The organism is Streptomyces sp. NPDC043896, assembly GCF_056435605.1.
The window spans coordinates 85046-98290 of the sequence record NZ_JBWKEE010000026.1 but is presented as its reverse complement, the minus strand read 5'-3'; the positions used below and the strand labels follow the sequence as shown (position 1 = coordinate 98290).

Sequence of the window (13245 nt, the reverse complement as noted above, 5' to 3'; positions counted from 1 at the left end):
CCGTAGCGGATGCGTACATAAGGAGCGTAACGCTTCGGCCCGGACAAGGCCCGGCCCCGGCGGCCCGTCGCTACCATCTGCCGGGTGAGCGCTGACGTACCGCTGCTGGACGATCTGATGCCCTGGGCCGTGGGCGGCCTGCGCCTGGGCCGGGACTGGGTGGCGGCGCCCGATCCCGCCACGCTGCGTGCCCGCTGGGCGGCCCTGACCGGCGCCGAAGGGGCGGAGCGGGAGCGGCTGTTCCGCCCGAGCCGCAGCCGTACGCCCTCCGCCGGGGCGGCTGCCCTGCCCGGCCAGCGCTCCGCCGCCACCGCCCGCTTCGCCGACGCGCCCGGCCCCTTCCCGGAGCCGGTACGGGTCCTCCGCGCGCCCTTCGACGAGCAGTGGCTGCTCCCCGACCAGCGGCTCATCGACTCCGCCCGCCCCGAGCTGTGGCGGGTCCGGGACGCGCAGCAGGTGTTCCTGCTGGAGGCGCCCGGCCTGCTGGCCACCGCCCACCTCCCGGCGGGCCGGCTCGGCCGGATCCGCCCGCTGCACCGGCGCCCGGGCGGGGCGGAGCCGAACCTCGCGCCGGGCCTGCTGTCCCTGCTGGGCGGGCGCCACGGCGGCTGGGTCACCCCGGAGGACGTGCTGTGCTGGATCCTGGCCGCGGGCCGGCCGGGGCCGCGGGGGTACGAGGTCCCGCTGGCGGCGGATCCGGAGCGCTGGCGGGCCGGGCTGGAGCTGGGCCACCGGCTGCTCACCGTCCAGCTGCGCGGGGCGCGCGGCGGGGAACCGCCCCGGCTGCCCGGCGGGCGGCGCCCGTACGTGCGGGCGGCGGTCACGGCCTGGCCGGAGGGGCTCGGCTACGACCCGGAGACGGAGACGCTGACGCTCGGGGACGGGGCCGTCTCCCCCGTCCCGGCGGGGGCGTGGGAGTACGAGGTCCAGGGCACCCGGGTGCTGGAGGCGTGGTTCGCCGCCCGGAGCGCGCACCGGGATCCGCAGGCGCGGGGCCTGGAGGGGCTGGGGCCGGCCGAGTGGCCCCAGGCCTGGACCTCGGAGCTGCTCGCCCTGGTGACGACGTTGGCGCTGCTGGCCGGTCTGGCCGCGGACCGGGCGGCGTTCACGCCCGGTCCGCTGCTGCCGGGCGCGGAGCTGGAGGCCGCCGGGGTGCTTCCGCCGCCGCGCTGGGCCCGGCGTCCGGCCTCGGTGCTGGACCATCAGGAGGAGGGCCCGGGCGGGCAGTTCGCGCTGCTCTAGCCGCCGCCCCCGGGCCACGCCGGCACACCCCTTCGTGCCGCCGGCCGCGCGCCGCTTCTCGCGCGGCCGCGGCCGGGCCGGCCGGGGCCGGGGCCGCCGCCCGGCGTCAGGGCACCGGCGTGACCGGCACCTGTACGGTCACCGGGACCGTCTCGGTGTGCAGGTTGCCGTCCAGGGCGTCCGTCAGGGACGTCTGGGTGTCGGCGGTGAAGCGGCAGCCGACGACGGCGAGTCCGCACACCCGGTAGCGGACGACCACCCGGGCGGTGGCGCCGGACCGGATCGCGCCCACCGTCTGCGGCACCGGGCCGAGCCGGGTGATCCCGGACGCCGTGGGCAGGGCGTCGAGCAGCGTGACGTTGAAGGCGTCGCCGGCGCCCGCGTTCCGGATCCGGTACTCGACGTTCAGCGTGCGGGTGAGGTAGGTGCCGATGCCGCCCCAGTAGGCGCGGTGGGTCACGGCGAGCTGCGGCTGGAGGAGGCTGACGTTGCCGTTGAGGCTCAGGTTCCAGGGCTTGCCGGTGCCCGGGGTGACGTCGGCGCCGATCGTGAAGGTTCCCGCACCGCCGGCGCCCCGGTAGGCGTTCGCCGGGGTGGCGTCCGGTACGACGGTCCAGGTGCCGCTCCCCGTCACCGTGGTCCCGTTGTACGTGAGGCCGGGCGAGGAGCAGTCCCCGGCGCTCAGCTCCAGGGTGAGGGTCCCGCGCGCGTTGGTCAGGGTCACCCGGGCGTCCGGCCCGAAGAGCGCGGCCTGGGTGCCGCCGACCCGGAAGGGCAGGCTGACGCCCAGCCGGCTGCCCAGCGAGGAGAAGGCGCCGGGGGCCAGGGTGGCGTTGCCGCCGAGCAGCCGGCCGTCGGTGAGGGGTCCCGCGGGGCACGCGGGGGCGCTCGTCACGACGCCGTTGGCGCTGCCCCCGCTCACGTTCAGCGGGTCCGGGACGCGGCCCGCCGCTCCGGCGGGTGCCACCATGAGGGCCAGGCCCGTGAGGAGGGCCATCAGGACGACCGCCGTGCGCCGGGCTGCGGAGCGGGCGAGCGGTGCGGCGGCGGTCGGGGCTCTCATGGGTGTCCCTTCGGTACGGCGCGACGGCGGACGCCCCGCACCTTACGCATACAATCCGGACATCCCGCCGGACTCGGGGTCCGGACACGGGTGACAGACCCCGCTTCCACCCGGTAGGCAGACCCCATGGCTACCGAACCCCTCCCCCTCGCCGGCCTCACCGTCGTCGCCGTCGAGCAGGCCGTCTCGGCCCCCTTCGCCACCCGTCAGCTCGCCGACCTCGGGGCCAGGGTGGTCAAGGTGGAGCGGCCCGACGGCGGCGACTTCGCCCGCGCCTACGACACCGCCGCCCGGGGGCTGGCCTCGCACTTCGTGTGGGCCAACCGGGGCAAGGAGTCGATCGCCCTCGACCTGAAGGACCCGCGCGGCCTGGAGGTGCTCCACGGCCTGCTCGAAGGCGCCGACGTCTTCGTGCAGAACCTCGCGCACGGGGCCGCGGCCCGGCTCGGCATCGACGCGGCGGCGCTGTGCGCCAGGTACCCGCGCCTGGTCGCCGTGGACATCTCCGGCTACGGCGCGGAGGGCCCGTACGCCCACAAGCGCGCCTACGACATGCTCGTGCAGTGCGAGGCCGGGCTGGTCTCGGTGACCGGCACTCCGGAGCGGCCGGTGAAGGCGGGTATCCCGGCGGCGGACATCGCGGCCGCCATGTACGCCTTCTCCGGGGTCCTGGCCGCCCTGCTGCGGCGCGGGGTGACCGGGCGCGGCGGGCCGGTGGAGGTGTCGATGCTGGACGCGCTCGCGGAGTGGATGGGGCATCCGCTGCACCACACGATGCACGGCGGGGAGCAGCCCGTACGGACGGGCCTGGCGCACGCGGTGATCGCGCCGTACGACGCCTACGCCACGGCCGACGGGGACCGCGTGCTGCTGTCGGTGCAGAACGACCGGGAGTGGCGGCGCCTCGCGGCCGGGGTGCTGGACCGGCCGGAGCTGGCGGAGGATCCGGCGTACGCGACGAACGCCGCCCGTACGCGGGGCCGGGAGAAGACCGACGCGGTGGTGGCGGAGGCCCTGGGCCGGCTCGGGGCGGCCGAGGCCGTGGCACGGCTGGAGGCGGCCGGGATCGCCTGTGCGCGGCTCAACTCGGTGGCGCGGCTGGCGGAGCACCCGCAGTTGGCGGCACGTGACCGCTGGCGGGAGGTGGATTCGCCGGCGGGCCCGCTGCGGGCGCTGCTGCCGCCGATCGTGCTGCCGGGCGGGGCGGAGGCGCGGATGGGGGCGGTACCCGCGCTCGGCGAGCACACCGACGCCTTGCTGCGCGCCCTGGGGATGACGGACGCGCAGGTCACGGCATTGCGCCGGGACGGTGTGATCGCCTGAGGCCGGGGGCGCCGGGGCCCGGAGGGGGCACCGGACGTGGGGACGGGGGCCGGAGTGCAGCCGGACGGGGGACCGGCTGCGCGGACGGTCAGGTGCGGCGGCTGCCGAAGAGCGTGCGCCGCAGCCTGCGCAGCGGTGCGAAGAGCGCGACGCGCGCGCTCCGGCTCCGCTGGACGTGGGTGTGGTCGCGCGAGGTGAGCTCGCGCATCAGCAGGGTCGCCTCGGCCACCTCGTGGCGCGGGGCGGCGGGTCCGCCCAGCACGGCGAGATGGCGGTCGAGGCGCGAGCTGACCGCACTGCTGCCGCAGGTGATGGCAGGCACGCGGGGCGGCCTGCTGCGCATTGCTATCTGTTCCATGTCTCTCCCCACCCGTACGAGGGCACCCGGCCCGGGCAGGGTAACCCTATCGCCCCCGCAACGCCCGCGGGTATCCCGGTGGTGTGAATTACCCCTGTAATTACGGGTAGTTGACGATTACTCAGCGGAGTCGACCGTCACTCTCCGTACCAATGGGGCGACTTGGGGCGCCCTGTTCAGCAGTCGGTGACAGTGTCGTCACGACGGGGACCACCCGACGGGTCCTGCGCTAACTTGGAGTGATCACCCGGTGACGCAGGGGGGTTCGCGTGAGTGGGAACGGGAGCGGGGACACCGGGCGTGTCGTCGCCGGCCGGTACCGGCTGCTCGGTGAGCTGGGGCGCGGCGGCATGGGCGTGGTGTGGCGGGCCCGCGACGAGGTGCTGGGCCGCGAGGTCGCGGTCAAGGAGGTGCGCGCCCCCGCCGGGCTGGACGAGGCCGAGGTCGGGCGCATGTACCGGCGACTGGAGCGGGAGGCCTGGGCCGCCGCCCGGATCGCGCACCGCGGGGTGGTCACGGTCTACGACGTCGTGAGCGAGGAGGGCCGCCCGTGGATCGTGATGGAGCTGGTGCGCGGGCTCTCCCTGGCGGAGGTGCTGGAGGGCGAGGGCCCGCTGACCCCGCAGCGCACCGCCCACCTCGGCGAGCAGGTGCTGGCCGCGCTGCGCTCCGCCCATGACGCGGGGGTGCTGCACCGGGACGTGAAGCCGGCCAACGTACTGGTCGCCAACGACGGGCGGGTCGTGCTGAGCGACTTCGGGATCGCCCGCCTGGAGGGCTCCGCCGCGATCACGATGACCGGCGAAGTGGTCGGCTCCCCCGAATTCCTGGCCCCGGAGCGGGCGTTGGGGGACGATCCGGGCCCGGAGTCGGACCTGTGGTCGCTCGGGGTGATGCTGTACGCGGCCGTGGAGGGGGTCTCGCCCTTCCGGAAGGACACCCCGCTGGCCACCCTCCAGGCCGTGGTGGACTCGGAGTTGCCCCCGCCGCGCCGGGCCGGCCCGCTGGAGCCGGTGCTGGAGGGGCTGCTGCGCAAGGACCCGGCCGTGCGGCTGTCCGCCGCGGAGGCCTCCCGGATGCTGCGGATCGTCGGCGCGGGAGGGACCGTACGGGACCCCGGCGGGCCGGTGTCGGGGGCGGACGCGCCGACGGCCGCGGCCGGGGCGGCGTACGGCGCGGGGTACGGGGCCGGGGCGGGGTCAGGGCGGACCCCGCCGATGCCGGTGCCGGAACCGGTGGCGCCGGCTCCGGGGCCGGGGCGCGGCCCCCGGGAGCCGGGGCAGGGGCGGGCCGGGGCGGTACTGACCTTCGGGATCGTGGTGCTGCTGCTCGCGGTGGGCCTGCTGGGCTGGCTCCTGCTGCGGAACACCGGTGAGGAGAAGGGGCCGGACGGCACCCCCTCGCCGACGGCGTCGCCCCCGGCCTCACCCCCGGCTTCCTCCTCCGCCTCCCCCTCGGCCTCCGGGACCGCGTCCGCGTCCGCCAGTGCCACCGCCGCGCAGGGCGTCACCCTGTACGCGCACGCCGTGCGCCCCGCGTACAGCGGGAGCTGCCCGCCGGCCGAGGGGGTCGCGCCCGCCTTCACGGGGACGATCGAGGTGGCCCGGACTCCGGCGTTGGTGGAGTACCGCTGGGTGCGCCGCGACGGGGGCGGGGCGTCCGCCGACGCGTGGCGGAGCATCGTGTACGAGGAGGGCGGGGCGCGGACCCGCCAGCTGAACCACGTCGAGCCGGGCGACCCGTCCGGCCCCGCGAGCGTCCGCGACGCGGTCCGGCTGGAGGTGCGGGCGCCGGCGCAGGCGGCCTCGGCGTGGCTGGAGTACTCCCTGACGTGCGAGCGGGAGACCCCGACGGGCGGGGCCTCCTCTCCCGGTTCTCCGGGGCCGTCCGCTTCGCCGCCCACGACGCCGGCGCCGACGCCCACGCCCACACCGAGCGGGGGCGCCGGCCCCTGAAGGCGGCTCGCGGATCAGGCCTTGCCGGAGAAGACGGGCAGGTAGCCGCCGGACTGTCCGGCGGCGGTCGGGTGGTAGGACTCGCCGATGTTGGCCCAGTTGACGCTGTGCAGCCAGGCGCTGCCGGAGCAGATCTCGTGGCCGGTGAAGGCGCCGACGACCGAGGCGAAGGTGTAGCCGTGGTCGGCGGCGCGCTTGGCGATCGCGGTGTTGAGGTGGTCGGCCGCGCCGTTGATGGCGGAGCGTTCGCCCTCGGTGAGGCCCGCGACGCAGGTGCCGTTCAGCTTGTAGAAGCGGGGATAGCCGAGGACGACGACCTTGGCGGCCGGGGCGCGGCCCCGGATGGCGTCGTAGACCTGGTCGAGCTGTCCGGGGAGGGTGGTGTCGACGTAGCGCTTGGCCTCGTTGACCCGGCTGACGCAGGTGGACTCGGACTGCAGGACGCAGGTCGTCATCACGTCGGAGAAGCCGGCGTCGTTGCCGCCGACGGTGATGCTGACCAGGTCGGTGCCGGAGTTGAGGGGGCCGAGCTGGCTGGCGAGGACGTCACCGGTACGGGCCCCCGAGCAGGCGGTGAAGGAGAAGGTCTGCGGGGAGTGGGCGGCGGCCCACAGGGCCGGGTAGGCGCGCGGGGTGCGCTTGCAGTTGCCGCTGGAGCTGTCGTAGTTGCCGGCGCCGAGGCCGGAGGAGTACGAGTCGCCGAGGGCCACGTAGCCGAAGTCGGCCTGTGCGGCGGCCGCCTGGCCGGCGCCGAACAGGGCGGCGCCCGCGGCGAGTAACAGGGAGGAGGTCAGGGCAGCGAAACGCGACATTCTCTTGCTCATGTGTGTGCGGCTCCTTGTGGGGGGTTACTCCTGAGTCCGTGGTACAAGCAGCCGGGGCTGTCTGGAAGTGTTCATGCCAAGAATGTTCGGGGCGGGAATGGGGTGCGGACCCTGCCGGAACCTTCACCTCGGAGGGGTTTGAAGGGGGAACCCGTCCACTCGATCCGGCGAAACACGGGTGCGTACGGGCAGTCCGTGCCGGATCATGGGCGCCATGCCAGCAGACCCGCATGACGCGCTGCCGATCCGGCTCAACGTCGACGACAGCGACTCACCGTCGGACGTCGTCGACGCGCTGTTCCTCGGCCGGTTCGCGACCGGCGAGCAGCCCTACGCGCAGAGCGTCACCATCGAGCGGGTGAAGGCGGAAGCCACCCTGCTGCCCCCGCGCGCCACCGTGCTCCGGGCGGCGCGCGACACCGACCGCAGCGCCACGCTCGCCGAGGGCGAGGGCTGGACGGTCCTGGTCTCCCGCTGGAGCCGGGGCGCGGACGTCACCGTGACGGCGGTGAGCGACGAGCTCGCGGAGAAGGTGCTCGGCGAGGCCACGGAGGGGGCGCGGGACGAGCCCGAACCCCAGCCGGAGAACGTCACGATGGGCTTCTGGTACGTCTCCCCGCGCCGCGGCCCGTACCGCACCACCCGGCAGATCTCCGCGGGCACCTGGGAGGAGGTGCGGCCGAACTACACCGCCCCGGTGGCCACGGCGATGGACCGGCTGATGAAGATCACCCCGGACGACATCGCGGGCCGGCTGCTCCTGCTGCACGGCCCGCCGGGCACGGGCAAGACCTCGGCGCTGCGGACGCTGGCGCGGTCGTGGCGGGACTGGTGCCAGGTGGACTGCGTCCTGGACCCGGAGCGGCTGTTCAACGACGTGGGCTACCTGATGGACATCGCCATCGGCGAGGACGAGGGCACCGCGAAGGGCCGGTGGCGGCTGCTGCTGCTGGAGGACTGCGACGAGCTGATCCGCGGCGAGGCCCGGCACACGGCGGGTCAGGCCCTCTCCCGGCTGCTGAACCTGACGGACGGTCTGCTGGGGCAGGGCCGCAACGTCCTGGTCGGCGTCACGACGAACGAGGACCTCGAACGCCTCCACCCGGCGGTGGTTCGCCCGGGGCGGTGCCTGGCCCGCATCGAGGTCGGCCGGCTGACCCACGGGGAGGCGGTGGACTGGCTCGGCACCGACGAGGGCGTGTCCCGCGAGGGCGCCACTCTGGCCGAGCTGTTCGCCCTCCGGCGCGGCACGGGACCGGCCGCCGTACTGCCGCCGCAGCCGCACTCCCCGGAGGCCGGGCTCTACCTCTAGGGCGCCGGCCCCTTCCCCCGGCCCCTTCCCCCGGCCCCTTCCCCCGGCCCGGGGCTCAGGCTCCGGCCGCGAGGGCGATTTCGGCGGCGGGGAACGGCGTCCGCTCGCTCCGGGAAACCAGCCGCCGGTGGAACCCGTCCAGCACGACGACGGCCCTGGCGTGCCGTTCGACGACCGTCGCGATCCCGTCCGGAACCCCGTCCGGAACCCCTTCCGGCCTGCGCCCCCGGTCCGGTCCCGCGGGAACGCGGCCGTGTCCGTACCGGCCCCGGCGCGTTCGGCGAGGAGGTGGTGGAGCAGCCGGCGCGCGACGGTGTGGCGGTCGTACGCGAGGCGGTCCGCGCGGAACCGCTCCTCGTCCGCCGAAAGTCCGGACCCCGAGCTCAGGGCCGGCCCGACGTGGCCGCGGAGTAGCGGGCGCGGAGGGCTTCCGTGGCGGCCGCCACGGCTTCCGCCTCCGTGAGGCCCAGGCGGTGGGCGCGCTCCGCGAAGGCCTGCGCCGCGGTGGCCGCCTCGCGGGAGGAGCCCTCCGCCGCCGCGACGAACGTCCCGTTGCGGCCCCGGGTCTCGATCACCCCGTCGGCCTCCAGGGCCCGGTACGCCTTCGCGACGGTGTTGGCGGCCAGCCCCAGCTCCTCCGCCAGCCCCCGCACCGTCGGCAGCTTGTAGCCCGCCGGCAGCTTCCCCGACCGGGCGCGGTCCGCGATCTGCGCGCGCAGCTGTTCGTAAGGGGCGGCCGAGCCGGCCGAGCCGTCGATCCTGATCTTGAGGTTGGTCGAGGTCACGCCGCCGATTGTCCCTCATCCGGCGCGTAATTCGCAGGCGCCGCAGGCGTCTTCGCCCGTAACGTCCGCCCCATGACCATCCACGTCCGCGACCTCCGCCCCGACGACCTGCGGGACGCCGAGGCCGTCGTGCGCGTCCGCCGCGCCGCGCTGCCGTTCATGATCGCCACCCCGGAAGGGGTGGCCCACGAACTGTCCTCCGCGCATCCCGACAAGCACTACCGCCTGCTCCTCGCCGAGACCGCGGACGGCACTCCCGTCGGCACGGCCCAGGCCGGCCTGGCCTACGACAGCCCGGTGCCCGGACAGTCCTTCGTGAACGCCTACGTGGACCCCGCCCACCGGGGCCTCGGCGCCGGGACGGCGCTGCTGCGCGCCGCCGAGGAGCACCTCGCGGCGCGGTGCGCGTCGGACGCGCACGCGTGGGTGCTGGACGAGCCCGTCCACCGGGCGTTCGCCGAGCGGCGTGGCTACCGGGCCGGCCGCACCGCGCACTTCCTGCGCCTGGACCTGGCCGCGGACACCCTTCCGCCGCTCCCCCGGGAGCTGCCCGCCGGGGTGGAGCTGCGTCCGGGGTCGGCCTTCGCCGCCGACCCGCGCCCGCTGTACGAGGCCGACGCCGAGGTGACGGCCGACGAGCCGGGGGACGTACCGGCGGAGCTGGACGACTACGAGGACTGGCTGGACTCGGTCTGGCGCGAGCCGACCCTCGACCACGGGCTGACGACGGTCGTCCTCGTCGACGGGGTGGTGGCCGCCTTCACCGCCGCCCGGACGGACGGGGCGACCCGCTACGCCACGGCGATGACCGGCACCCTGCGCGCCTTCCGCGGCCGCGGGCTGGCCAAGCTCGCCAAGACCGACTCGCTGCGCCGGGCCCGTGCGGCCGGGTACACCGAGGCCTTCACCGGCAACGACGCCGGCAACGCCCCGATGCTCGCGGTCAACGCGTGGTTCGGGTACGAGATCTGCGCGTCCGAGACGCGCCACGCGAAGAATCTGGGAGCAGCGCGATGAGCACGCCGTGGACCGTCACCCTCACGAAGGCCGGCCGCACCAAGATCAGCTATCCGGCGGCGCAGGTCTCCGACGACGGCGACCGGATCTCGGTGCGCGCCCCCTGGGCGGCCCCGGGGGTGAAGGACTTCGGTTTCGTGCGCTTCGAGCCGGGTGACGTGTTCGTGGAGCACTTCTGGCGGACCCGCTGGTACGCGGTCAAGGAGGTGTGGTCCGGGGAGGGCGTGCTCAAGGGCTGGTACTGCGACGTCACGCGTCCGGCCGTGGTCCGCGGCGGCGAGATCCTCGTCGAGGACCTGGACCTGGACCTGTGGGTGTCGGCGGACGGCGCGTCCGTGCTGCGGCTGGACGAGGACGAGTTCGAGGCGAGCGGGCTGGCGGAGAGCGACCCGGAGGCGGCGGCCCGGGCCGTACGGGCGCTGGACGCCCTGGACGGCCAGGCACGTACGGCGGACGGCCTGGCGGCGCTCCTGCGGTAGGGCGTTCCTGTGGGCCCGCTTAGGCCTTCCTTAACGGGATCCTAAGGATCCCCGCGCGGGGCCCCATCCGGGCCGAACGGGCCTGTCAGCGGGCTAGCTTGGCGGTGCCAGGGAGGGCCGGGAGCGGCGTCGGGACCCCGTCGGGGGCGGCGCCGCGCCGGCCGGTTCCGCTGGCGCTCCCCTGCCTTGCGCCCGAAGGAGATCCACCCATGCCCGCACGTCCCGCCCGTACCGCCGTCCGTGTCGCCGCCGCCGGTCTCGCCCCGCTCGCGGTGGCCGCGTACGCCGCCGTCCCGGCGGCGGCCCACGGTTCGATGACGGACCCGGTGAGCCGGGTGGCGGCCTGCTACGCGGAGGGTCCGGAGGCCCCGAGGTCGGCGGCGTGCAAGGCGGCCGTCGCGGCGGCGGGGCCGCAGGCGTTCTACGACTGGAACGGGGTGAACATCGCCAACGCGGCGGGGCAGAGCAAGTCGCTGATCCCGGACGGGCAGCTGTGCTCGGCGGGCAACGCCAAGTACAAGGGGCTGGACCTGGCCCGTGCCGACTGGCCGGCCACCCCGATGACGGCGGGGGCGCACACCTTCCGCTACAAGGGGACGGCTCCGCACAAGGGGTCCTTCGAGCTGTACGTGACGAAGGACGGCTACGACCCGTCGAAGCCGCTGAAGTGGTCCGACCTGGAGCCCGCGCCGTTCGCGAAGGCCACGGACCCGGGGATGCAGAACGGCGACTACGTCTTCGGCGGGACGGTCCCGAAGAAGTCCGGCCGCCACCTGATCTACAGCATCTGGCAGCGTTCGGACAGCCCGGAGGCCTTCTACACCTGCTCGGACGTGGTCTTCGGCAAGGACAGCGGTGGCAACAGCGGCGGCAGCGGCACGGGCACCGGCACCGGCACGGCCGGTACGGGGACCGCCCCGAGCGGCACGCCGAGCGCGCGGCCCGGCACGGGTACCGGCGGCTCCGGCTCCTCCGCCGGTACCCCGGCCAAGCCCGTGGAGGCACCGAAGGCGCCGACGGACCAGCAGATCTCCGACGGCGCGGGCAAGTCCACGATCGAGCACAACGGCCACGGCGACAACGACCCGAAGACGAACGGGCGGGCCGCCGCCTCCCCGGTCGCCGCCGCCCCGGCCGCGCCCTCGCCGGCCGGCGGCGAGGGCGGTGGTGGTGACCTGGCCGCGACCGGCGGCAGCTCCGCGACCCCGTTGATCGCGGTCGGCGGGGCCGGGGTGCTGGCCGCCGGCGCGGCCGTGCTGTTCGCTCTGGCCCGCCGCCGCGCGACGGCCGGCCGGCACGGCCGCTAGGGCCTGTCGTCAAACTTCCGTCTGCCCCGCGACGCCTGGCACGCGCTCTCGCCGCACCGGGCGGAAGCCCGAGTACGTCCAGTACGAGGGCTGCCGCCCGGCACGCCGAGAGCACGCACCAGACGCCGCGGGGCCGCCCTCCGGGCGACGACGGCAGTTTGACGACAGGCCCTAGTGGATCCGGGCGGACCGCCCGTGCCCGGTCTCAGCTGAAGACCGAGGCGCAGGTGGTCCGTTCGGCGTTCGCGGGGTCGAGGGCGTTGAGGGCCTCGTGCCAGGCGATCCGGTCGGTCAGGGCGATGGTCACGTGCTCCGAGAGGTCCAGCGGGCAGAGGTCCTGGAGCACGACGTTGCGTACGTCCGGCCCGTCGAGGAAGGCGCTCCGGTAGGGGGTGACGACCTGGTCGTACTTGGTGGCGATGACCGTGTACGTCACTCCGGGGACGGTGTCGCCGCCCTCGTTCAGCTTCTTCAGGAAGGCGGAGCCGGCGATCTGGTCGGCGAGCCCCGGTGTCGCGGTGCTGATCAGGTCCTGCGCTCCGGGGAAGTACGGGAGCAGCTGGGTGAGTCCGGACAGGGTGGTGCCGTGGTTGTCGGGGGCGATGCCGACGAGGGCGTTGACCTTGGCGGCGCCGCCGAGGAACTTGAGGTAGTAGCGCGGCATCATGCCGCCCTGGGAGTGGCCGACGAGGTCGGCCTCGGCGGCGCCGGTGGAGGCGAGGACCTTGTCGACGAAGGCGTCGAGCTGTCCGGCGGACTTGTCGATGGGCCCGAGCCCGTGGAAGAAGGGCACGCCGGGCAGCTGTCCGTAGTCGAGGGAGTAGACGCAGTACCCGCGGTGGACCAGGTACGGGGCGAATCCGAGCCAGTTGTCGACGGAGTTGCCGAGGGTTCCGTGGACCAGGACGACGGGGCGGGGATGGGCGGCGGACGGCTTGCAGGACCAGTTGTTCCAGCCGCTGCTGGGGGCGGACGCGGCCTGGGCGGCGCCGGTGGGGGCGACGAGGGCGGCTGCGGTCAGGGCGAGGACGGCCAGCGGGCGGAGCAGGCGTCTCCAGGGCAGCATCGTGTGATCTCCATGGGGGGTACCGCCCAGCGGTGGCTGGGGGGAGGGTCAGGGGGAATGCGTGGGGGTTCGTCCCGTGATCCGGATCACAAGGGGAGCTGCTGTGGCCAAATTACGGTCCAGTAGCAAGAGTTGGAAGTTACGCGTCGGTAAAAACTGGTGTGTCGACCGTTCTTCCAGCGCCGCTCAGGAACAATGGGCGCCCCTGACCACGGACTTGCCCCTCGCCGACCGACTGAGGTGAATCGCGGCCATGCACGACGCCCCCGGATCCGGCACCGCCCTGGCCACTCCGCCCGAGCTGGCGGCCGAACCGCTGGTCGCCGCCGTCACGGAGGCCGCCGTACGCGTACTGGCGCCGGAGGCGGAGCGGACCGCCGTCGACGGGGTGCCCCGTACGCACCTGGACGCGCTCGCCTCCGCCGGCGCGTACGGGCTGATCGGATACGAACCGGATCCCGCCCACGGGCTGACGGCGCGCCAGGTGTTCCGGGAGGTGCACGAGGTGCTGGCG

12 protein-coding genes are annotated in these 13245 nt (G+C 75.0%); 7 read left to right on the top strand and 5 right to left on the bottom strand.

The window, feature by feature from the left end:
• The first annotated feature begins 117 nt into the window (after window positions 1-117).
• A complete protein-coding gene (locus AC069X_RS31015; RefSeq protein ID WP_478733799.1) occupies window positions 118-1242 on the top strand; it encodes a type ISP restriction/modification enzyme in 1125 nt (374 codons plus the stop codon).
• Window positions 1243-1348: 106 nt separating this feature from the next.
• Here AC069X_RS31015 and AC069X_RS31010 read toward each other — a convergent pair whose 3' ends face one another.
• Complete coding sequence (locus tag AC069X_RS31010) at window positions 1349-2305, bottom strand: hypothetical protein (RefSeq protein ID WP_478733738.1); 957 nt, start codon at window positions 2303-2305, stop codon at window positions 1349-1351.
• 126 nt (window positions 2306-2431) lie between these two features.
• Here AC069X_RS31010 and AC069X_RS31005 point away from each other — a divergent pair, with 126 nt between their 5' ends.
• Entirely contained in the window at window positions 2432-3628 is a 1197-nt protein-coding gene (locus AC069X_RS31005; protein ID WP_478733736.1) for a CaiB/BaiF CoA transferase family protein, read from the top strand.
• Window positions 3629-3716: 88 nt separating this feature from the next.
• Here AC069X_RS31005 and AC069X_RS31000 read toward each other — a convergent pair whose 3' ends face one another.
• The gene (locus AC069X_RS31000; RefSeq protein ID WP_478733734.1) at window positions 3717-3986 is read right to left on the bottom strand and encodes a hypothetical protein; all 270 of its coding nucleotides are present in this window, start codon (window positions 3984-3986) and stop codon (window positions 3717-3719) included.
• 350 nt (window positions 3987-4336) lie between these two features.
• On the opposite strand from AC069X_RS31000, the gene AC069X_RS30995 reads away from it, so the two are divergent.
• Window positions 4337-5941 (top strand): serine/threonine-protein kinase, encoded by a 1605-nt coding sequence (locus AC069X_RS30995; protein WP_478733798.1) that lies wholly within the window; start codon window positions 4337-4339, stop codon window positions 5939-5941.
• Window positions 5942-5955: 14 nt separating this feature from the next.
• Here AC069X_RS30995 and AC069X_RS30990 read toward each other — a convergent pair whose 3' ends face one another.
• Entirely contained in the window at window positions 5956-6765 is an 810-nt protein-coding gene (locus tag AC069X_RS30990) for an SGNH/GDSL hydrolase family protein (protein WP_478733732.1), read from the bottom strand.
• Between the two features lie 214 nt (window positions 6766-6979).
• Between AC069X_RS30990 and AC069X_RS30985 the strand changes: the two genes are divergently transcribed.
• A complete protein-coding gene (locus AC069X_RS30985; RefSeq protein WP_478733730.1) occupies window positions 6980-8077 on the top strand; it encodes a DUF5925 domain-containing protein in 1098 nt (365 codons plus the stop codon).
• Window positions 8078-8460: 383 nt separating this feature from the next.
• Here AC069X_RS30985 and AC069X_RS30980 read toward each other — a convergent pair whose 3' ends face one another.
• On the bottom strand, window positions 8461-8862 hold the full coding sequence (locus AC069X_RS30980) for a GntR family transcriptional regulator (protein ID WP_478733728.1): 402 nt from the start codon (window positions 8860-8862) through the stop codon (window positions 8461-8463).
• A 72-nt stretch (window positions 8863-8934) separates the two neighbouring features.
• On the opposite strand from AC069X_RS30980, the gene AC069X_RS30975 reads away from it, so the two are divergent.
• From AC069X_RS30975 to AC069X_RS30965, 3 genes are all read left to right on the top strand, one after another.
• Window positions 8935-9879, top strand: a complete 945-nt coding sequence (locus AC069X_RS30975; protein WP_478733726.1) for an N-acetyltransferase family protein — start codon at window positions 8935-8937, stop codon at window positions 9877-9879.
• On the top strand, window positions 9876-10358 hold the full coding sequence (locus AC069X_RS30970) for a ribonuclease FAU-1 family protein (RefSeq protein ID WP_478733724.1): 483 nt from the start codon (window positions 9876-9878) through the stop codon (window positions 10356-10358). The genes AC069X_RS30975 and AC069X_RS30970 overlap by 4 nt, the downstream gene beginning before the upstream one ends.
• A gap of 209 nt (window positions 10359-10567) precedes the next feature.
• On the top strand, window positions 10568-11665 hold the full coding sequence (locus tag AC069X_RS30965; RefSeq protein WP_478733723.1) for a lytic polysaccharide monooxygenase auxiliary activity family 9 protein: 1098 nt from the start codon (window positions 10568-10570) through the stop codon (window positions 11663-11665).
• Window positions 11666-11870: 205 nt separating this feature from the next.
• Here AC069X_RS30965 and AC069X_RS30960 read toward each other — a convergent pair whose 3' ends face one another.
• On the bottom strand, window positions 11871-12731 hold the full coding sequence (locus AC069X_RS30960) for an esterase/lipase family protein (RefSeq protein WP_478733721.1): 861 nt from the start codon (window positions 12729-12731) through the stop codon (window positions 11871-11873).
• Window positions 12732-13245: the final 514 nt, after the last annotated feature.

Bases quoted from the DNA above. Each gene is read 5' to 3' on its own strand.
- AC069X_RS31015 (WP_478733799.1), top strand. From the start codon at position 118: ATGCCCTGGGCCGTGGGCGGCCTGCGCCTGGGCCGGGACTGGGTGGCG.
- AC069X_RS30985 (WP_478733730.1), top strand. From the start codon at position 6,980: ATGCCAGCAGACCCGCATGACGCGCTGCCGATCCGGCTCAACGTCGAC.
- AC069X_RS31000 (WP_478733734.1), bottom strand. From the start codon at position 3,986: ATGGAACAGATAGCAATGCGCAGCAGGCCGCCCCGCGTGCCTGCCATC.
- AC069X_RS30975 (WP_478733726.1), top strand. From the start codon at position 8,935: ATGACCATCCACGTCCGCGACCTCCGCCCCGACGACCTGCGGGACGCC.
- AC069X_RS30990 (WP_478733732.1), bottom strand. From the start codon at position 6,765: ATGAGCAAGAGAATGTCGCGTTTCGCTGCCCTGACCTCCTCCCTGTTA.
- AC069X_RS31010 (WP_478733738.1), bottom strand. From the start codon at position 2,305: ATGAGAGCCCCGACCGCCGCCGCACCGCTCGCCCGCTCCGCAGCCCGG.
- AC069X_RS30965 (WP_478733723.1), top strand. From the start codon at position 10,568: ATGCCCGCACGTCCCGCCCGTACCGCCGTCCGTGTCGCCGCCGCCGGT.
- AC069X_RS30960 (WP_478733721.1), bottom strand. From the start codon at position 12,731: ATGCTGCCCTGGAGACGCCTGCTCCGCCCGCTGGCCGTCCTCGCCCTG.
- AC069X_RS31005 (WP_478733736.1), top strand. From the start codon at position 2,432: ATGGCTACCGAACCCCTCCCCCTCGCCGGCCTCACCGTCGTCGCCGTC.
- AC069X_RS30970 (WP_478733724.1), top strand. From the start codon at position 9,876: ATGAGCACGCCGTGGACCGTCACCCTCACGAAGGCCGGCCGCACCAAG.
- AC069X_RS30995 (WP_478733798.1), top strand. From the start codon at position 4,337: ATGGGCGTGGTGTGGCGGGCCCGCGACGAGGTGCTGGGCCGCGAGGTC.